General features: G+C 55.9%; 20 protein-coding genes and 1 riboswitch. Of the genes, 13 read left to right on the top strand and 7 right to left on the bottom strand.

Annotated elements, in window-relative coordinates:
- The first annotated feature begins 49 nt into the window (after positions 1-49).
- The 4 genes from queE to Q0O33_RS01165 all read left to right on the top strand — a co-directional run bounded on the left by queE (position 50) and on the right by Q0O33_RS01165 (position 3,300).
- Complete coding sequence (gene queE / locus Q0O33_RS01180; RefSeq protein ID WP_295494945.1) at positions 50-688, top strand: 7-carboxy-7-deazaguanine synthase; 639 nt, start codon at positions 50-52, stop codon at positions 686-688.
- A gap of 69 nt (positions 689-757) precedes the next feature.
- Positions 758-1,105: a hypothetical protein gene (locus Q0O33_RS01175; RefSeq protein WP_295494909.1), complete on the top strand. Its 348-nt coding sequence runs from the start codon at positions 758-760 to the stop codon at positions 1,103-1,105.
- Positions 1,106-1,151: 46 nt separating this feature from the next.
- A complete protein-coding gene (locus Q0O33_RS01170; RefSeq protein ID WP_295494907.1) occupies positions 1,152-2,498 on the top strand; it encodes a TldD/PmbA family protein in 1,347 nt (448 codons plus the stop codon).
- The gene (locus tag Q0O33_RS01165; protein ID WP_295494905.1) at positions 2,491-3,300 is read left to right on the top strand and encodes a 3'(2'),5'-bisphosphate nucleotidase CysQ; all 810 of its coding nucleotides are present in this window, start codon (positions 2,491-2,493) and stop codon (positions 3,298-3,300) included. Before Q0O33_RS01170 ends, Q0O33_RS01165 begins: the two co-directional genes overlap by 8 nt.
- On the opposite strand, the gene Q0O33_RS01160 is transcribed toward Q0O33_RS01165, so the two are convergent.
- The 4 genes from Q0O33_RS01160 to crtY are packed head-to-tail and all read right to left on the bottom strand — an operon-like array spanning position 3,280 to position 7,460.
- The gene (locus Q0O33_RS01160) at positions 3,280-4,203 is read right to left on the bottom strand and encodes a phytoene/squalene synthase family protein (RefSeq protein WP_295494903.1); all 924 of its coding nucleotides are present in this window, start codon (positions 4,201-4,203) and stop codon (positions 3,280-3,282) included. The two genes, Q0O33_RS01165 and Q0O33_RS01160, sit on opposite strands and share 21 nt — an antisense overlap.
- A 28-nt stretch (positions 4,204-4,231) precedes the next feature.
- A complete protein-coding gene (locus tag Q0O33_RS01155) occupies positions 4,232-4,813 on the bottom strand; it encodes a TIGR00730 family Rossman fold protein (protein WP_295494901.1) in 582 nt (193 codons plus the stop codon).
- Positions 4,810-6,297 carry a phytoene desaturase gene (locus tag Q0O33_RS01150; RefSeq protein ID WP_295494899.1) on the bottom strand — a complete coding sequence of 496 codons (1,488 nt, stop codon included), beginning with the start codon at positions 6,295-6,297 and terminating at the stop codon, positions 4,810-4,812. The genes Q0O33_RS01155 and Q0O33_RS01150 overlap by 4 nt, the downstream gene beginning before the upstream one ends.
- Complete coding sequence (gene crtY, locus Q0O33_RS01145) at positions 6,294-7,460, bottom strand: lycopene beta-cyclase CrtY (protein ID WP_295494897.1); 1,167 nt, start codon at positions 7,458-7,460, stop codon at positions 6,294-6,296. The genes Q0O33_RS01150 and crtY overlap by 4 nt, the downstream gene beginning before the upstream one ends.
- 450 nt (positions 7,461-7,910) lie before the next feature.
- On the opposite strand from crtY, the gene Q0O33_RS01140 reads away from it, so the two are divergent.
- The 5 genes from Q0O33_RS01140 to thiC all read left to right on the top strand — a co-directional run bounded on the left by Q0O33_RS01140 (position 7,911) and on the right by thiC (position 13,182).
- Positions 7,911-8,969: an MBL fold metallo-hydrolase gene (locus Q0O33_RS01140; protein ID WP_295494895.1), complete on the top strand. Its 1,059-nt coding sequence runs from the start codon at positions 7,911-7,913 to the stop codon at positions 8,967-8,969.
- Between the two features lie 24 nt (positions 8,970-8,993).
- A complete protein-coding gene (locus Q0O33_RS01135) occupies positions 8,994-9,728 on the top strand; it encodes a sterol desaturase family protein (protein WP_295494893.1) in 735 nt (244 codons plus the stop codon).
- Positions 9,700-10,125 carry a DUF2141 domain-containing protein gene (locus tag Q0O33_RS01130; RefSeq protein ID WP_295494891.1) on the top strand — a complete coding sequence of 142 codons (426 nt, stop codon included), beginning with the start codon at positions 9,700-9,702 and terminating at the stop codon, positions 10,123-10,125. Before Q0O33_RS01135 ends, Q0O33_RS01130 begins: the two co-directional genes overlap by 29 nt.
- A gap of 76 nt (positions 10,126-10,201) precedes the next feature.
- Positions 10,202-11,071 (top strand): MipA/OmpV family protein, encoded by an 870-nt coding sequence (locus Q0O33_RS01125; protein ID WP_295494890.1) that lies wholly within the window; start codon positions 10,202-10,204, stop codon positions 11,069-11,071.
- Positions 11,072-11,140: 69 nt separating this feature from the next.
- A riboswitch (TPP riboswitch) is annotated at positions 11,141-11,247 on the top strand.
- A 75-nt stretch (positions 11,248-11,322) separates the two neighbouring features.
- Positions 11,323-13,182, top strand: coding sequence for a phosphomethylpyrimidine synthase ThiC (thiC, locus tag Q0O33_RS01120; protein WP_295494889.1), 1,860 nt, complete (start codon positions 11,323-11,325; stop codon positions 13,180-13,182).
- 16 nt (positions 13,183-13,198) lie between these two features.
- On the opposite strand, the gene Q0O33_RS01115 is transcribed toward thiC, so the two are convergent.
- Both Q0O33_RS01115 and Q0O33_RS01110 read right to left on the bottom strand, forming a co-directional pair.
- Complete coding sequence (locus Q0O33_RS01115; protein WP_295494888.1) at positions 13,199-13,957, bottom strand: hypothetical protein; 759 nt, start codon at positions 13,955-13,957, stop codon at positions 13,199-13,201.
- Positions 13,958-14,167 carry a Stealth CR1 domain-containing protein gene (locus tag Q0O33_RS01110; RefSeq protein ID WP_295494886.1) on the bottom strand — a complete coding sequence of 70 codons (210 nt, stop codon included), beginning with the start codon at positions 14,165-14,167 and terminating at the stop codon, positions 13,958-13,960.
- 210 nt (positions 14,168-14,377) lie between these two features.
- Between Q0O33_RS01110 and Q0O33_RS01105 the strand changes: the two genes are divergently transcribed.
- From Q0O33_RS01105 to Q0O33_RS01095, 3 genes are all read left to right on the top strand, one after another.
- Complete coding sequence (locus Q0O33_RS01105; RefSeq protein WP_295494884.1) at positions 14,378-14,935, top strand: hypothetical protein; 558 nt, start codon at positions 14,378-14,380, stop codon at positions 14,933-14,935.
- 78 nt (positions 14,936-15,013) lie between these two features.
- Positions 15,014-15,328, top strand: coding sequence for a hypothetical protein (locus tag Q0O33_RS01100; protein WP_295494882.1), 315 nt, complete (start codon positions 15,014-15,016; stop codon positions 15,326-15,328).
- Between the two features lie 219 nt (positions 15,329-15,547).
- Positions 15,548-15,757, top strand: coding sequence for a cold-shock protein (locus Q0O33_RS01095; protein ID WP_295494880.1), 210 nt, complete (start codon positions 15,548-15,550; stop codon positions 15,755-15,757).
- A 64-nt stretch (positions 15,758-15,821) separates the two neighbouring features.
- Here the strand turns inward: Q0O33_RS01095 and Q0O33_RS01090 are convergent, their stop codons facing one another.
- Entirely contained in the window at positions 15,822-16,133 is a 312-nt protein-coding gene (locus tag Q0O33_RS01090; RefSeq protein ID WP_295494879.1) for a zf-TFIIB domain-containing protein, read from the bottom strand.
- A gap of 275 nt (positions 16,134-16,408) precedes the next feature.
- On the opposite strand from Q0O33_RS01090, the gene Q0O33_RS01085 reads away from it, so the two are divergent.
- The gene (locus tag Q0O33_RS01085; RefSeq protein ID WP_295494877.1) at positions 16,409-17,926 is read left to right on the top strand and encodes an NAD(P)/FAD-dependent oxidoreductase; all 1,518 of its coding nucleotides are present in this window, start codon (positions 16,409-16,411) and stop codon (positions 17,924-17,926) included.
- Positions 17,927-17,984 lie beyond the last annotated feature (58 nt).

Below are 17,984 nucleotides of genomic sequence, written 5' to 3'. Positions count from 1 at the left end.
GCGCGAAGGGCTTTGCCGAAGCTGGCCTGCCGGATCCAACGATTTACGCATGAGCTACGCGGTTAAAGAAATTTTCCTGACCTTGCAGGGGGAGGGCGTGCATGCGGGCCGCCGCGCGGTATTCTTGCGCTTTTCCGGCTGCAATTTGTGGACGGGGCGAGAGGAAGATCGCGCCATTGCCATTTGCCAATTTTGCGATACCGACTTTGTCGGCATCGACGGCGAAAATGGCGGGCGGTATGATGCCGAAGCGCTGGCCGCTAAGGTCGCTACTTTATGGGGCGATGGCACTGACAATCGCTATGTCGTGATTACGGGCGGCGAACCCATGTTGCAGGTGGATGATGGGATCGTCGACGCGCTTCATGCCCAAGCTTTCCAGATCGCGATTGAAAGCAACGGCACGATAGAGGTGCATCCCGGCATTGATTGGATCTGCATCAGTCCAAAGGCTGGATCGGACGTTGTCCAGCGCACCGGCGACGAGTTGAAGTTGGTCTGGCCGCAACCCACCAGTGACGTGGATGCCATGGAGCAATGGCAATTTACCCTTTTCCTTATTCAGCCAATGGATGCAGGCGACATTGGTGTAAATGCCACCAATGTCGCAGAGGCCACACGCTTCGTCATGGAACGGCCAAAATGGCGCTTATCCTTGCAAAATCACAAGATTTTGGGCCTCCCCTAGCTAATTATAAAATTGCTTGAAACCTCTTCCTGAAAGTGACAGTCTTGTTACGGGAAGAGGAGAGAGAAAATGGCAAAAGCCCGAGAAGCGTCTTTGCGCGCGTATAAAAGCTATTCGAAACGCATGTCTGACCATGTCGCTATTGCGTTGGTGGTGTACACATTGGCGTTGATATTTTTGGTGACGCCGACGATTGAATCACGCGGAATGTCGATTTTTCCTTATTTTGTCTTGGTCCTTTTGGTCGCTGCCGTCATTCCGCTCTGCCGGAATCTGGAGCGGCGTTGGCAGGCACTGTGCGCGACGGCCCATCCAGACGACGGCCTGGAAACGCAATATGTCACCGACCGGTTGAAATTGTGGGGCGCCGCGATTGCCATTCCGGCTGTGTTGGCGGTGCTATTCACGGTTTTTTGACGGCCGGTTGATTGACGCTGTAACGGCCCGCGCCTAAGCGGGAATCATGCTGACACCACAACACGCTCTGGATCGCGCGCAAAATCTCGTTTCCCAAGCCATGAAGGCAGGCGCCGACGCGGCGGATGCTGTTTATGTCTGCGATGCCTCGACGGAGGTACAAGTGCGGCTTGGCCATTTGGAAGATGTCGCCCGCTCCGAAGGCGAAGATATCGGCCTGCGTGTGTTTGTGGGCCAACGTTCCGCCACGATTTCATCATCCAACATGAACCCCGACATTCTGGCAGGGCTGGTCACGCGCGCCATCGATATGGCGAAAGAAGCGCCTGAGGACCAATATGCCGGCCTTGCGCCGCAGGACCGTTTGCTGACAGGGGCTATTCCAGATTTTGACAGCGATGACGGCCTTGACCCTGACCCAGCATTGCTGCGTGCGGCGGCGTTGGAATGTGAAGACGCGGCACGCGCTGTACCGGGCGTCACCAATAGTGAAGGTGCAGGCGCCAGCGCTGGACGCAGTATTTTTGCACTGGCCACCAGCCATGGCTTTGCGGGCGTCAAATCCGGTTCCGGCTATGGCATGTCGGCCAGCGTGCTTTCGGGCGATGGTGATGCGAAGGAACGCGATTATGACTGGCGGTCCACGCGACATTTTGCCGACCTTGATAGCCCAGCCAGCATCGGCACGCGCGCAGGGGAGCGCGCGGTCAAGCGGTTGAACCCCGGCACGGTCAAGAGCGGTCAGATGCCCGTTGTGTTTGACCCACGCGTAGGTGGATCGTTCGTTGGTCATTTGCTCGGCGGTATTAGCGGTTCGGCGATCGCACGCAAAACCAGCTTCCTGTTGGAATCGCTTGGCGCGCAATTGTTCGACAGCAGCATTTCTATTATCGATGACCCGCACCGGATGCGCGGCCTTGGTTCACGTGCCTTTGATGGTGAAGGCCTGCCTACCGCGCGCCGTTCGATCATCGAAAAGGGCATGCTGACCGGATGGTTGATGGAAAGCGCGTCGGCGCGGCAATTGGGGCTGGAACCCACAGGCCACGCCAGTCGCGGGATCAGCGGCGCACCGGGTGTCAGCCCATCCAACGTGCATCTGGAAGGTGGCAGCATCAGCGTCACGGAACTGATCGCCGATATAAAACATGGCGTGTATATTCATGAGCTTGCAGGCCAAGGCGTGAACCCCGTCACGGGCGATTACAGCAGGGGTGCCGCGGGTTTCTTGATCATCAACGGTGAAATTGCCGGCCCCGTGAGCGAATTCACCATTGCGGGCAATTTGAAGGACATGTTTGCGGCCATGACTGCGGCCAATGACCTGGAATTCACCCGCAGCGTGAACGTGCCGACATTGCGTATTGACGGCATGATGATTGCAGGTGCCTGAGCGGCATCTTGACCGCGCCGCCGTTGTAGCCGCCACGCAAGAGGCTGCGGCATTGGCCTTCGCCAGTTGGCGCGCGGGCGCGGCAGCGGACACGAAGGTTTGGGAAAAGAACAAGAATAATCCGGTCAGCGACATCGACATGGCGGTTGACGCGTTGCTGACCACAAGGCTGCGCGCCATTTTGCCCGAGGCCGCGTGGCTGTCGCAAGAAACCGTGGATGACCCATCACGGCTGGACGCGCGACTGTTGTGGCTGGTAGACCCCATAGACGGTACCCGCGATTATGTCCGCGGGCGCAGCGGCTGGTGCGTCTCGGTGGCGTTAGTGGCCGATGGCCTTCCCGTTTTCGCCGTAATGGCCGCGCCGGCGCAAGGCAAAGTCTGGGTGGCAGCGCACAAGGAAGGCGTGACCTGTAACGGAGAGCGGTTGACGGGCAGCACGCGTTTAGAATTCTCCGGATCGCGCGTGCCTGCCGATGATTTGCCAAAACTGGATGCGGATCTCGTGACGGTGACCAAGCCTAATAGCATTGCCATGCGGATGACGATGGTTGCCTGCGACCGTGCAGATCTCGTCGCGACGTTGCGATGGGGCCATGAGTGGGACATCGCGGCGGCGCATTTGGTGGCGCAGGAGGCAGGCGGGGTGGTCACAGACGCGTTGGGGAGACCTATACGCTACAACAAACGCAAGCCCTTGGATTTTGGCCTTATCTGCTGCGCGCCGGGAATTCATCATGCGGCGGTGGAGCGCCTGTCGGGTAGGGCGGCGCAACTGCGCTTAGCTAGGCCGCGTCCATAAGGCATCGCGGTTCATATCACGGGGATTGTTCGCGACCGCGTCGATAAACGCCCTGCGCACCCATCGGAATTTCTCTGGTCGGCTGGTGAAAATCCGTTGGTCCCAAGCCTGCGCGCCGGACGCGCGTACCTTGCGAGCAATTTCGCCGTAAATCCCGGCGGCAGATAAGACCGCCCAGCGGGCACGCAAGGGCAAATGCTTTGCGCCAACGCGCGCCGATGCCTCATAGTTTTCTGCCTTGTCAGCGAGCCAGTGACCCATCAGCGCCAGTTTTTCGCGGTTATGCGGCTGCATATGTTCGCCGGGCCCGATATCGAGCTTGGCGAGCCAGTCATAGGGCAAATAGCAACGGCCAGCCGCGTCATCCTCTGCAATGTCGCGGGCGATATTGGCAAGCTGAAACGCAAGGCCAAGGTCGCAGGCCCGGTCGAGGGTGGCGTCGTCATCGGCTGCTACACCCATAACCACTGCCATCATGACGCCAACTGCGCCTGCGACATGGTAGCAATATTGATATAGGTCGCTTTCGCTGCGCGGGTGCCAGTCGGCGGCGTCGAGGGCAAAGCCTTCGATCACATCCTCTGCCATGCGCTGCGTAAGGCCACATTCGCGCGCGACCACACCCAAGCAATCAAAGGCTGGCTCGCTTGTAGGCGTTCCGGCGAGTGCCATTGCGGTCAATTCACGTATCACTTGCAACCGCGCCTGCGGGTCTGTGACCGCCTCCATCGCGCCGCCATGGTCTTGGCCATCGGCCATATCGTCACATTTGCGGCACCATGCGTATAGCAGCCACACCCGTTCGCGCGTCGTCCGGTCAAACAGGCGGCTGGCGAAGCGAAAGGATTTCGATCCGCGCGAGATGCTTTCTTGGGCAAAGGCGACAAGTGCGGGACGGTCCATTATCCCCTATCCGCTTGCGAGAGGGAAGTCACAGATCGTCTGCTTTCATCTGGAAGATCGTTTTGTGCGGCACATAAGCGGCCATTTTGTCCAACAAGCTACCCAGATCATCATCGACAAGCATAATCCCGGCATGTTGTGGCCGGATGAAGCCAACGTCGATCATATTCTGGTTAAACGCAATCAACTGGTCGTAAAAGCCTGCGACGTTCAACAGGCCAACGGGTTTTTGGTGATAGCCAAGCTGCGACCAGCTAATGGCCTCCCACAATTCATCCATTGTGCCGACGCCACCGGGAATAGTGATAAAGCCGTCGGACATGTCGGTGAAGCGTTGCTTACGTTCGTGCATGCCAGATACCACATGCAATTCGGTACAACCCTTGTGCGCGACTTCTGCGCCAACCAACGCCTCTGGAATAATGCCAATCACTTCGCCGCCCGCTTCCAGCGCGCTATCGGCCACTGCGCCCATCAGGCCCAAACGTCCGCCGCCATAGACAACGCCAATGCCGCGTTTGGCCAAGGCCTTTCCGACTTCGCGGGCGACATTAATATATATGGGGTTTTCCGGCGTTGCTGACCCGCAATAAACTGCAAGGCGTTTCATATATGTGCGTCCTTTAGCATTAATGCCGCCGTTGCTTTTGCGCTCCCCACAACACCGGGAATGCCAGCGCCGGGATGCGTACCTGCGCCCACAAAATACAGGTTTGAAATCGCGTCATCGCGGTTGTGCGCGCGCATATAGGCCGATTGCCACAATACGGGTTCAAGGCTGAACGCGCTGCCCAAATGGGCGGACAAGTCGCGGCTAAAATCGGCGGGGGTATAATGGAACTGGGTCATGATGCGGCTGCGGATATCGGGAATTAGGCGGCGTTCCAGCTCGTCCAATATCCGTTCCTTCATTGCCTCACCCACATCGCCATCCCAATCATGCGGCGCTTTGCCCAAATGGGCGACGGGCGCGAGCACGTAAAAGGTGGAGCAACCTTCGGGCGCAAGGCTTGGGTCCGTGATGGTGGGGTGATGCAAATAAAGCGAGAAGTCCTTTGGTACGACACCATGATTGAAGATATCGTCCAGCAGCCCTTTATAGCGCGGGCCGAACAATATCATATGGTGCGGGATACCCGGCCATGTGCCCTTGATACCCAAATGCAACACGAACAAAGAAGGCGACCAGCTTTTTCGGCGCAAAGCATTGCTGGCCCGTTCGCCGCGCTTATTCTGGGTCAGCAAGTCTTTATATGTGTGCATCACATCGCCATTTGATGCGGCCATGTCGCAATCCATGCGCCAACCGGACTTTGTCCGCACGCCTATGACCTTGTCACTGCGTGTTTCAATTTCTTCGACCGAATCGCCCAAACGAACGGTCCCGCCAAGCCTTTCGAAATGCGTCACCATGGCGTTGATGAGGCGGTTTGTGCCGCCCTTGGCAAACCAGACGCCGCCTTCTTTTTCGATGGTATGGATGAGCGCATAAATTGCGCTGGTGCTCATCGGGTTGCCGCCAACGAGTAGAGTGTGAAACGACAGCGCTTCGCGCAATTTTTCATCTTTGACGTAAGACGAGACAATCGAATAGACTGAACGCCACGCCTGATATTTCATCAACGCCGGCGCGGCCTTTATCATGGAGGCAAAGTCGAGAAAGGCAACCGAACCCAGCTTTTTATAGCCCTGTTCATATACGCCCTTTGAGTATTCGAGGAACTTGCGATAACCCTCAACATCTTCGGGGTTCAATTTCTCAATCTCTGTTTTCAGGCCCGGCGCATCGTTGGAATAATCGAAATTAGTGCCATCCGGCCAGTTGAGGCGGTAAAACGGGAATACCGGCATCAATTCGATGTCGCCCGCGATGCTATGACCGGACAGCGCCCATAATTCTTCTAGGCAAGGCGGGTCCGTGATCACGGTGGGGCCACCGTCAAAGGTGAAGCCATCCTTCTCCCAATAATAAGCCCGGCCACCTGGCTTATCCCGCGCTTCGACGATTGTGGTCGATATACCTGCGGACTGCAGACGGATGGCGAGTGCAAGGCCACCGAAGCCAGCGCCGATAATGGCGGCTGTCTTGCTCACTTCTTTTTGCTCCAGATCGCTTTTATCGCCCGTCCTATGGGAATGGGGGGCTTTCCGGAGAGGATACGCACCATATCACCGACCGTTGTATTTCCAGCGTAAAAGCGCTCGATCAAGTCGGGTTGAAGCCGGTAAAAGCGTTCCAATATCTTGTATCGGTCTGCACCATCCGCACCGCGGAAGAGCATGCGGTTTAGCATGCGGAAGAATGTGCCCTTGCGCCAATGTGTCTCCGCCCGTTGCCGCAGCGCGAGGTTCAGCTTGTCGCCATCCAAGTCAGGCTGCTCGGCAATGAAAATCGCGTTGCGCACGGCATCTGGCAAGGAGTAGCTGGTGACGGGTTGAAAAAAGCCACCCCGCGCGCCCGCCTTGGCGGTCCGGCCACTACCGCTATTCCAATAGCTGTCCAGATTGCCGCCCATCACCACCGGCAGAACGCCATTTTCCTCACGTAGGATGCGTTCGACTTTCCAGCCTTTTTCGTCAGCATAAGCCGCAAGCCGTTGCCGCAAAATGCGCGGGTCATGATGTGGCTTGTCGCTATAATAAGTGTCCTCGACAAACAGCTTATCCATGCCGAAGGGCAGGACGTACACGAAACGATAGCCATCATGTTGGTCCACTGTGGCGTCCATGACGATTGGCTTGGTGAGGTTGTGCGGTTCGGACAATTGCATCAACTGCCCCGTGAATTTTTGCCAACCACAGTCGAGATGATTCAAATCGCCCGCGCCGCGCGTATCGATAACACCGCCTGCGTTAATTCGCTGCGCACCGTCGAGCACCACGAGGCGCGGGGATACGGCCTTCACTTCACGGCCGAGCATGAGGGACGATGCCGGAAGTTCCTTGCGCAAGACCCGATCAAAATGTTCGGATTCGATGCTGTAGTAAATGTTATCAAGCGACCGGCTGTGCGCGGGAAAATTCACGTCATAACCCGACCAGCCATAGGTGACCAAAGGCGCCGTCAGCCACCGATGCTCTGGCAAAATGTCGCTCGCGAAATAACTCCAGATATGATTGCCGCCAAAGCTTTGGCCTTGTTCGATGAGAACAACATGTAACTCGGGGCGTATCTTGGCGAGTGCCAGCGCGATTAGCCCTCCGGCAAGACCGCCACCAACAATGGCAACGTCGCATTTGATGTTTTCGAGAGTCACGCCAATGTCCTAGCGCAGGCATACTGCAAGCGAAAGAGGCCTGCCACTGTAATGCACAGCTTTATAGGGTCAGGACCACTTAAATCCACCTTCGCGGTTTGAGGCCATACTGTTCAGTGCAAGGCGGCAAGCGCAGGGCTTAGTGGTTCTAAGTCCAAGCTTGCCAACGTGGCAATGGACAGTATGGGTCAAATCCGAAGGACGCCAAAATGGCTTCGATCTCAAAGCAAAATGCCCTTGCAGGCAGAATAACTGCCTGCAGCGGACATTTTACTTCGATATCTTTGCCATTTTGACGCCGCGAAGGTGGATTTAAGTGGTCCTGACCCTACGCCATCATTTTTACCAGCTGCGGGAAGGCGCAATATTTTCTGCATGCTATTCAGGCGCAAGACGGGTAGATATGGTCCGCAGCGCGCAGCGAAAGCGGCTGCATATGGGGGAATGAAAATGCGGAAAAAATGGCTTTTGGCGGCACTTGGGCTTATCGGACTTGTCGGTGCCGTTGCTTATGCGCAGCGCGATACAATCGCGATGGCGCTTATTAGTCGCGCCGCAGATGGCGCCATGGCACGCAACGTTATGGCCGATTTGCCCGCCGACCAACTGCATGTCGGTTTCTGTGGTACAGGATCCCCCTTACCAAGCCGCGATCGCGCCGCCGCCTGCACGGTTGTTATCGCCAATGGCAAGCTGTTCGTTTTCGACATGGGGGAGGGATCCGGCGAAACATTGTCCCTGATGGGCATGCCGCTGGATAAAGTGCAAGGCGTGTGGCTGACGCATCTGCACAGTGACCATTTCGAAGGCCTTGGCCCATTTACCTTGCAACGCTGGGCTGGGACGAGCGCAAAAACACCTTTGAAGGTGTCGGGCCCCACCGGCGTCACCGAAATCACGGAAGGGTTGAACGCGGCCTATCGCATTGATTCCACATACCGCGTTGCGCATCATGGCGAAGCCGTTGTGCCGCCGTCCGGCTTTGGTATGACAGGCGCGGCTATCGAGCCGGGGATTGTTTACAACGCCAATGGCGTTCGGATCACGGCGTTCGCCGTCGACCATGATCCGATCACGCCTGCATTTGGCTATCGCGTTGATTACAAAGGCAAAAGCGTCACCATCACCGGCGACACAGCGTTTACACCGAAACTCGCGGCTGCGGCCAAGGGTTCAGACCTTTTGGTGAGCGAACTGCTTTCCCCGCGCATCGTCGAAACGCTCGCCAATAGCGCGCAAAAGGCCGGCATGACAAACCGCGCCAAGATTTTTGACGACATCCAAAATTACCATATTAGCCCAGAACTGGCCGCCGATGTTGCCAAATCGGCAGATGTGGGCATGCTCGCCTTTACGCATATTGTGCCGTCCTTACCCAAGCCGCTCGAGTTTGCGTTATTGGGTGAAGCGGGTGATAATTATGACAGGCCAATATCGGTCATGCACGATGGTGATGTGATCAGTATATCCGGTCCGAAAGCGTTCAAAACGCGTAATTTGCTAAACTAATCGCAAAAAGTCTAAGGCCATAATATGGATAGTTTGCTTGTATTGATTGCCTCTGCTGCGGCGATGACGGTGATTGTGGGAACCCGCTATCTGCTTGTCAGCGGCGCGTTTGCTTGGGCGACCAAAATCCGAGAACCCGGATTATATATTGGTCTTGATAACCAAATTAAGCGTGAGATCGGCTGGAGCCTGGCCAGTGCGGCTATCTATGGCATTCCTGCGGGCATTGTGGCTTGGGGCTGGGATAATTTCGGCTGGACGCAGATCTACACCGACGTGAACGCATTTCCTATGTGGTACCTTCCGGTGTCGATTTTATTTTATTTGTTTGCGCACGACACCTGGTTTTATTGGACGCACCGCTTGATGCATCGACCATTTTGGTTCAAGGCCGCACATGCCGTCCACCATGAAAGCCGCCCACCCACCGCATGGGCGGCAATGTCGTTTCATCCTTGGGAGGCGTTGTCCGGCGCGTTCGTCATTCCCGTTCTGGTTTTTCTCATCCCTGTTCATGTCGGGGCATTGGGCGCTGTGTTAGCGATCATGACGATCATGGGCGTGACCAACCATATGGGGTGGGAATGCTTTCCCAAGTTCATCGTTAACGGCAGGATGGGGCGTTGGCTCATAACCGCAACGCATCACCAAAAGCATCATGAAGCATATCGGGGAAATTATGGTTTATATTTCAGGTTTTGGGACAAAATATGCGGCACGGATCTTGGGCTTGGCGATTGGAACCGCCGCCCTCGCTAGCGCGGCTACGGCGGCAACAGCATCTCCCGCAACGCTTGAGGTCAATATTTCTGGCCTGCGCAATATGAAGGGCAATGTTCTGGTCTGCGTTACCGCAAACCCGCGTTTTTTCCCCGATTGCAGTAAAGATACGAAAAGCCTTCGCACCACACTGCCGGCGCGTGATTCTGCGCAGGTTTCCTTCCGCGGCATTGCCCAAGGCACTTATGCGATAGCCGTGATACACGATGAAAATGGCAATGACAAAATGGACATGGCAATCTTCATTCCAAAAGAAGGCTTCGGTTTTTCGCGCAACCCCGCGATCGTCTCTGGACCGCCGAAGTTCAAAGCTGCAGCTTTTGCCATTGATGCTGCCGAAGTCAGTCAGCGGATAAAAATGAAATACATGCTCTAACCCGCTTTGCTGTGATATGGGCGGAACTAAGGGAACATTCGGTTGGTTTCCAGCTTTGGTTCAACAGGAGCATTTCATGAGTGTCTTTAAACGCTACGTTGCCGTGCTGTCTGCTAGTGTCGTGTTGTGCGTACCTGCCTTTGCCCAAGATAGCGAAGCGCCCGCAGCCGAGCGCCCCAATCGCAGCGTATTTTCAGGTGACTGGGTGACAGTTGGCCTTGGTGCAGGCTTAAGTCCCAGCTACGACGGGTCCGACCAATATGATCTTTTTCCCGCGCCGCTTGTTCAAGGCAGCGTTAAAGGCATTGATTTTGGCGCGCGTGGGCCAGGACTTTATGTTGACCTCGTCGCCGATGGCAATAGCGGCAAGGATGTGAAATTCCTCGCAGGGCCCCTCCTGCGTTTCCGCATGGACCGCAATGATGATATCAAGGACCCAATGGTCCGTTTGCTGGGCAAGGAAGATGTGGCGATTGAGGTTGGCGCGACTGCGGGCGTGTCCTTCTCCAAAATATTGCATCACTTTGATAGCGTGTCGATGTCTACGGACATCCAATGGGATGTCGCGGGCGCACATAAGGGCCGTATCATCAGCCCCAGCGTCAGCTATGCAACGCCCTTGTCGATGGCGATATTTACTATGCTCAGCCTGTCGGCCACGCATGTAGATGGCGACTATGCTGACACCTATTTCAGCATCGATCAAGCGGGCAGCATTGCCAGCGGCCTGCCAGTATTTGACGCCAAGGGCGGCTGGAAAAGCTATGGCGCAGGCCTGCTCGGCGCAGTCGATTTATCGGGCGATGCGCGCGATGGCGGCTGGGGTGTTTATGGTTTCATCAATTATTCGCGCCTAACCAACGATGCCGCACGATCACCCGTTACGTCGTTGCGCGGCGATGCAAGTCAATGGTTTATGGCGGGCGGCGTCAGCTATACTTTTTGAGGACGGCGCCGCGCTAGAGTGCGTTTATCGGTAATCTACTGGACGGGCTGGGCCGTCTCGCCTATCATCAAATCATCCCCGGGGAGTCGCTCGACTGAGAGGCGGTGCTGGTATGCCCGCGACCCGCTGAACCTGATCCCGTTTGCACGGGCGTAGGGAGGTGAGACCGCAGCCAGTCCGGGGGACTGGCGAGGACCAACCCCGGTCTTCACGCTTACTCGCTCTCCTTATGAAATTTTGGAGAGAAAAAGATGGCAGACGTTCCCGCGCGCACTGAGATTGGCGTAACCACTGGCCCCATTCGCGGCAGCAAGAAAATCCATGTTGGCCCGTTGAACGTTGCGATGCGCGAAATTCATTTGGAGCCATCGTCGGGCGAGCCACCCGTGCGCGTGTATGACACCAGCGGCCCTTACACAGACAGCAACGCGCGCATCGACATCAGCGTCGGCCTGAATGAACTTCGCCGCCCATGGATCATTGCGCGCAATGATGTGACCGAAGTCACGCAGCGCGAAGTAAAACCTGAGGACAATGGTCAGCTTGGCCCCGACCGCAGCGGCGGCGTCGCGCCATTCCCCAATGTTCGCAAACAGGTGCTCCGCGCAAAGCCCGGCATGAACGTCAGCCAGATGCATTATGCGCGCAAGGGCATCATCACCCCTGAAATGGAATATGTCGCGGAGCGCGAAAATCTGGGCCGCGCGCGGCTGGCCGAATATAAACGCGATGGCGAAAGCTTTGGCGCGTCGATCCCCGATTATGTGACCCCAGAGTTCGTCCGCGATGAAATTGCCCGTGGTCGCGCGATCATCCCCAATAACATCAACCACCCTGAATCCGAGCCGATGGCGATTGGCCGCAATTTCCTCGTCAAGATCAACGCCAATATCGGCAACAGCGCGGTTGCATCCAATGTCGCGACTGAGGTCGACAAAATGGTCTGGTCGATCCGCTGGGGCGCGGACACCGTTATGGACCTGTCGACGGGCCGCAACATTCATGACACGCGCGAATGGATTATCCGCAATTCGCCCGTGCCAATCGGCACAGTGCCCATTTATCAGGCGTTGGAAAAGGTCGGCGGCGTTGCCGAAGACCTGACATGGGAAATCTTCGCCGACACCTTGATTGAGCAAGCCGAACAGGGCGTCGATTATTTCACCATCCACGCGGGCGTCCGCCTGCCTTATGTTCCGCTTGCGGCAAAGCGCATGACCGGCATCGTGTCACGCGGCGGAAGCATCATGGCGAAATGGTGCCTTGCGCATCACAAGGAAAGTTTCCTCTACGAACGCTTCGACGAAATCACCGAGATTATGAAGGCCTATGACGTCGCCTATAGCCTTGGTGACGGCCTGCGCCCCGGCAGCATTTACGACGCCAATGACGAAGCGCAATTTGCCGAGCTCTACACGTTGGGCGAACTGACCAAGCGCGCTTGGGCGCAAGATGTGCAGGTGATGATCGAAGGCCCCGGCCATGTGCCGATGCACAAGATTAAAGAGAATATGGAAAAGCAGTTGGAGGCGTGCGGCGAAGCGCCATTTTACACGCTCGGACCGCTCACCACCGACATCGCGCCGGGATATGACCATATCACCAGCGGTATCGGCGCGGCGCAGATCGGTTGGTATGGCACCGCGATGCTGTGTTATGTCACGCCAAAGGAGCATTTGGGCCTGCCTGACCGCGACGATGTGAAAGTCGGCGTTGTTACTTACAAGCTCGCCGCCCATGCCGCTGACTTGGCCAAGGGCCACCCCGCCGCGCAGGTCCGCGACGATGCGCTCAGCAAGGCGCGCTTCGAATTCCGCTGGCGCGACCAGTTTAACCTAAGCCTCGACCCAGAAACGGCCGAGCAATATCATGACCAGACGCTGCCCGCCGAAGGCGCAAAATCAGCGCATTTCTGTTCGATGTGCGGCCCCAAATTCTGCTCAATGAAAATCAGCCAGGAAGTGCGCGAATTTGCCAAGCTGCAGAACCAGCCCGCCGAAGCGTTCATCGCGACCGAAGAAGCAGAGGCCGGAATGGCGCAAATGAGCAAGGTCTATGATGAAACCGGCCGCGAGCTATATATGGGCGCGGGTGATCGGGAGCATGATTGAGCTTTAATCCGCGCGTCTAACGGGTAATCGCTTCCTCGATCCACAAACGTGCATCGGGGAAGCTGCGCTCCACCTCGGGCAAATCGTTAACGCACAGAAACTTGATCGCGTCGCGCGCTGTGCTGCTAAGATAGAAGCTAACATCGTCGGCCGACCACGCACCGGTCGCGCCGACCGCGACATGCAGATAATCGCGCGTGTCCAAAATCGCGGCGCTTCCGTCGGCCAAGCAGGCATGGTTGTGCAGGCTTTGCGGCAGAAACTGCCCCGCATCGCGGAAGCGACAGCTGGCGTTGCGGATGAACGCGTCATGGAACGTGTCGAACAATTCGGCCATAACCGAACGCAGCATTGGGTGCACGGCATGCGCGCTTTCGAACACGTGATCGGCGGTATAGCCAATCATCTGCGCGGCGTTGATGTGATTATAATGGTTTAGCAGGCTTGCCTCGTCCCGGCGCACATTGCAGGCCGCAAAATCTTTATGGTCTATCCACTTACCGCGCAGCACGGGACCATCGGCGGCAAAGAAATCGGACGGCGTCACGGGCGCGGTTAAAAAAACATCATCGTTGAAATAGAGAAAATGTTCGGCGAGCCCCGGAATGCGCCACAGCATCGTTTCGATGGACAGCGAATTGAACGTCGGTAACGCATCCTCATACCCGGCAAAAATTTCGCTATGGTCAATGATGCTGATTTTTGCAGCAATTTCGGGGGGAAGCTGCATGATTTCCGGCGTTTGGTTATCGGTTACAATCCAGATGCGCCGCACTCAAGGCGCGTTGTTGGCGATAGAACGCACGCAATAATTCAGCTCATCACTGCACAGCCACCGATGTGGGTTGGTGCCATTGTCGTGCAACGGCGCTTTGGTCCCTGCCAAAGCCAGCGCATTCGCTTTTGACAGATGATAATCGCGGTTCAACGTCAGCACAGGGTCAGCCCCATCTACCCAGGTGATAACCGCATCGACTTCAAACATGACGGCACTTTGCAAACGTGATTTTGCAACCCGTTACATTTACATGCAGGGTTTGGGAAATGCAAAGTGGGGTGGGCGCGGCGGATATCTGCTTAGCTCTCTCATTTTCATAGTTATTTTTCACATCGGGCTAGTAAATCGCTCTATCGCCTAAAATCCGAATGCGATAACCTTCGTGATTTATACCACCGTCAACGGGAACTCTCCATCATGCGACATATAACCCCATTACTGCTCTGCATCATTGCCACGCCTGTGTTTGCACAGCCTTCGCCGGTGGACGTTGCTGCCGCGCGCGCTTCGTTAGCTGGCAATTGGGAGGGCAGCCTTGAATATCTTGATTATAGCGCGAATAAATGGTTCGGCATTCCCGTCAAAACTGTGGTTGAGGATCAGGGCGACGGTGTAACCATGATCCGCAAATCCGACTTCGACGATGGTCCAAAGGTCGGTAATGTAAGGATTACGTCGGTCGAACTGTTTGACCCTGCGGCTGGTACCATCACCACCGGCACGTTCCGCAAGGCGCGCCCAGTCGAGGTTTTTACCTACACTGTGCGTATGGAAGGGTCAGCAACCGATGCCACGCATTGGACGATTGTCGAGGAATCGCCCGGCAAGGATGATGATCGCCCCGCCATTCTTCGCCTCACCACCACACGCGATGGCAACAGGATTGAAACCGTCAAGCAGGTGGGTTTTCAGGATGACACTATATCCGAATGGATAACGCGCAACCGCACGCGGTTAAAGCGGGTCGGCGGTTAAGCTTCGGGGGAAGAGCGCGCCGAACGCTGCGGCGTTATTCCTGCGTGACATTTTGGCTTGGGGGGGTTAGGGTTTGACATGACCACAATACCGAAAAATCTCAACTGGTTCGACATTGGCATGGACGCCTGGGCCCTTGCCGTGGAATCGAACATGGTGATCGCGATGCGCATCGGCAGTCTGGCGCAAGGTGGGCCGGCGGCCGTGCAAGAGGCGGGACGGATGGTGACAGAGAAGGTCGCGGCAAACCTTACCCTTGGTTGCGACCTGATGAACGGAAAGCTGGGAAACAGCCCCGAGGCGATCGTCAGCAGTAGCATTGCGCATTATTCCAAAAGCGTTGTTGCCAACCGAAAAAGACTCGGCGGCACGCATACCGCGCCAATGCCCTAAAATGGCGCTGAACGGTAATAAGTCGCTATTTTCGCTTCTAGTTTGCACATCGGCTAAAGTAAGCGTATAAGGACCGAACGCTATCGTCGACCGCGACGGATTTTTGAGGCGCGTCACCGGTCACATGATCGGAACGGGCAACGTTTTTCCCTACCACGACTTGGCTACCCACCTGGCGCTGTTGTCCGGTGGTCACCTGTTTCGTGAAAGGAACATATTATGCCAGTAGGCACCGTAAAATTTTTTAATGCAGACAAAGGCTATGGCTTTATCGCGCCTGATGGCGGCGGTGATGACAGCTTCGTGCACATCTCGGCTGTTCAGGCAGCTGGCATGCACACGCTGGACAAAGAACAGCGCGTAAATTTCGAAGTTGAAGTTGGCCGCAACGGTAAGGCTTCGGCTATTAACCTGTCCGCTGCTGATTAATCAGCCGCAGAAATGAAAAAAAGGGCTGCCGAAAGGCGGCCCTTTTTTTGTGCCGTGTTGGCGTTCAGTCGAAAAGCTCTTCGAGAAACGACTTTCTGCGTTTCTTATATGGGTAGCCATGGCCATAGCCTTGATGCGGCATAGGATAGCCCTGTGGTGCAAAGCCGCCTTGTGGTGGCTGAGGCGCTTGCGGGGCAGGTGCGGGTTGCGTGGGCATTTCGGCAGCGGCGCTGCGCTCGATAATCTTATCTAGCTCACCGCGATCCAGCCAAACGCCGCGGCATTGCGGGCAATAATCAATCTCGACGCCTTGGCGATCACTCATGACCAACGGTACCTTGCATACAGGGCAAGGCATTCCAACGGCTGCATTCATTTCGGGTCTCCTCTTGAACTCATGAAGCGGTCCGACATCCCCGTCACATGACGACCAGAGGGGCCCGGCCCGCAATTTCCGAACTGGGCATTAAGGGACCGGATTTCAAGACGTGTGAACGCTGCGATGTAAGATCAACAGGATGGATTACCTGCTAAGTCTAGTGACCAATGGACAGGTCTAAGGTGCGCCGCAGATCATCAACGCTCCCGCACGAAAGCCAGTTGCAATTTGCAACGATGTCAGTAAGATTTTTGTGTAATATGGAGGGGCATATGGCGCAGGCTGAGACGACGATAGATGTTTTGATTGTGGGTGCCGGGCTGTCCGGTATTGGCGCTGCGGCGCATCTCACCATGCAATGCCCGAACAAAAGCTACGCAATTGTAGAGCAACGCGCCGATATGGGCGGTACTTGGGATTTGTTCCGCTATCCAGGTATCCGGTCGGACTCCGACATGCACACGCTGGGCTATCGTTTTAAACCATGGTTGCATGAAAAAACGATCGCCGATGGCCCGTCCATTCACGAATATGTCCATGAAACCGCCGATGAATATGGCATTTCGCCGCACATCCATTTTGGCCACAAGGTTATTTCGGCCAATTGGTCGAGCCCCGATGCCCGCTGGCACGTAACGGCCAAGGCTGTGGATGGCGGCGCAGAGCGGCATTTTGCGGCGCGGTTCTTGTTCATGTGCGCTGGCTATTATGATTATGATCAAGGTTATAAGCCCGATTTTGCGGGCGAGGGCGACTTTGGCGGTCAAATCATCCATCCGCAGCATTGGCCCAAGGATTTGGACTATTCGGGTAAGAAGGTTACAGTCATCGGCTCAGGTGCGACGGCGGTGACGATTGTGCCTGTGATGGCGCAACAAGGGGCGCAGGTGACGATGCTGCAACGTTCGCCGACGTATATGGTGTCGCGTCCTGCCATTGACCCGTTTTCGAAATTTGTGCGCAAGATCATGCCAGAGAAGCTGGCCTATGCACTCACGCGGTGGCGCAATATCAATATGCAGCGTTTCACATATTGGTATGCGCGCCGGAACCCTGCAAAGGTAGGAGAGCGGTTAGTCAATCTGGCGCGGGAGGCTTTGCCTGAGTCGGTTGATGTCGACACCCATTTTGTCCCTAAATATGGCCCATGGGAACAACGCCTATGCCTGATCCCCGATAGCAACATGTTCACGGCGATTACCGAAGGAAAGGCGGAGGTTGTCACCGACCATATTGACCATTTTACCAAGACAGGCATCCAGTTGAAGTCGGGCAAGCATATCGAATCCGATATCATCATCACCGCAACTGGCCTGAACCTTGTGACCATGGGTAAGACCGTCATCAGCGTAGACGGGCAAGCGGTCAATTTCGGCGAGCATTTCAATTATAAGGGCGTGATGTTCAACGACGTCCCGAACTTCGCCAGCATATTTGGGTATATCAATGCATCTTGGACGCTAAAGACCGACATTGTGGCCGATTATGTTTGCCGCTTGTTATGGAAAATGGATGATAAAAATGCACTGGTGGCAACGCCGGTCTTAGATGATCCCGACATGCCCAAGCTGCCATTTGTGACGGACTTTAGCTCCGGCTATTTCGCACGCAGTTTCGACAAATTGCCCAAAAATGGCGATCGTCACCCATGGCGTGTTTTGCAAAATTACACGGCAGAAAAGAAAATCCTGACACAAGACCCTATCGATGACGGTGTCATGGTGTTTTCGGCGCCGCATTTTGTGGGTGCGCATAATGCGGATTCCGAAACGCTTATCGCCGCGGAATGACGCGGATTGGGCGGGCGTCGGTGGCTCCCCTCAGCTTTTCGAATTTCCGATTGTCGCG

This window comes from Sphingorhabdus sp. EL138 (assembly GCF_945862485.1).
Classification (GTDB): Bacteria; Pseudomonadota; Alphaproteobacteria; order Sphingomonadales; family Sphingomonadaceae; genus Sphingorhabdus_B.
The sequence above is the reverse complement of the archived record's forward strand: the minus strand, read 5'-3'. Positions and strand labels throughout refer to the sequence as shown.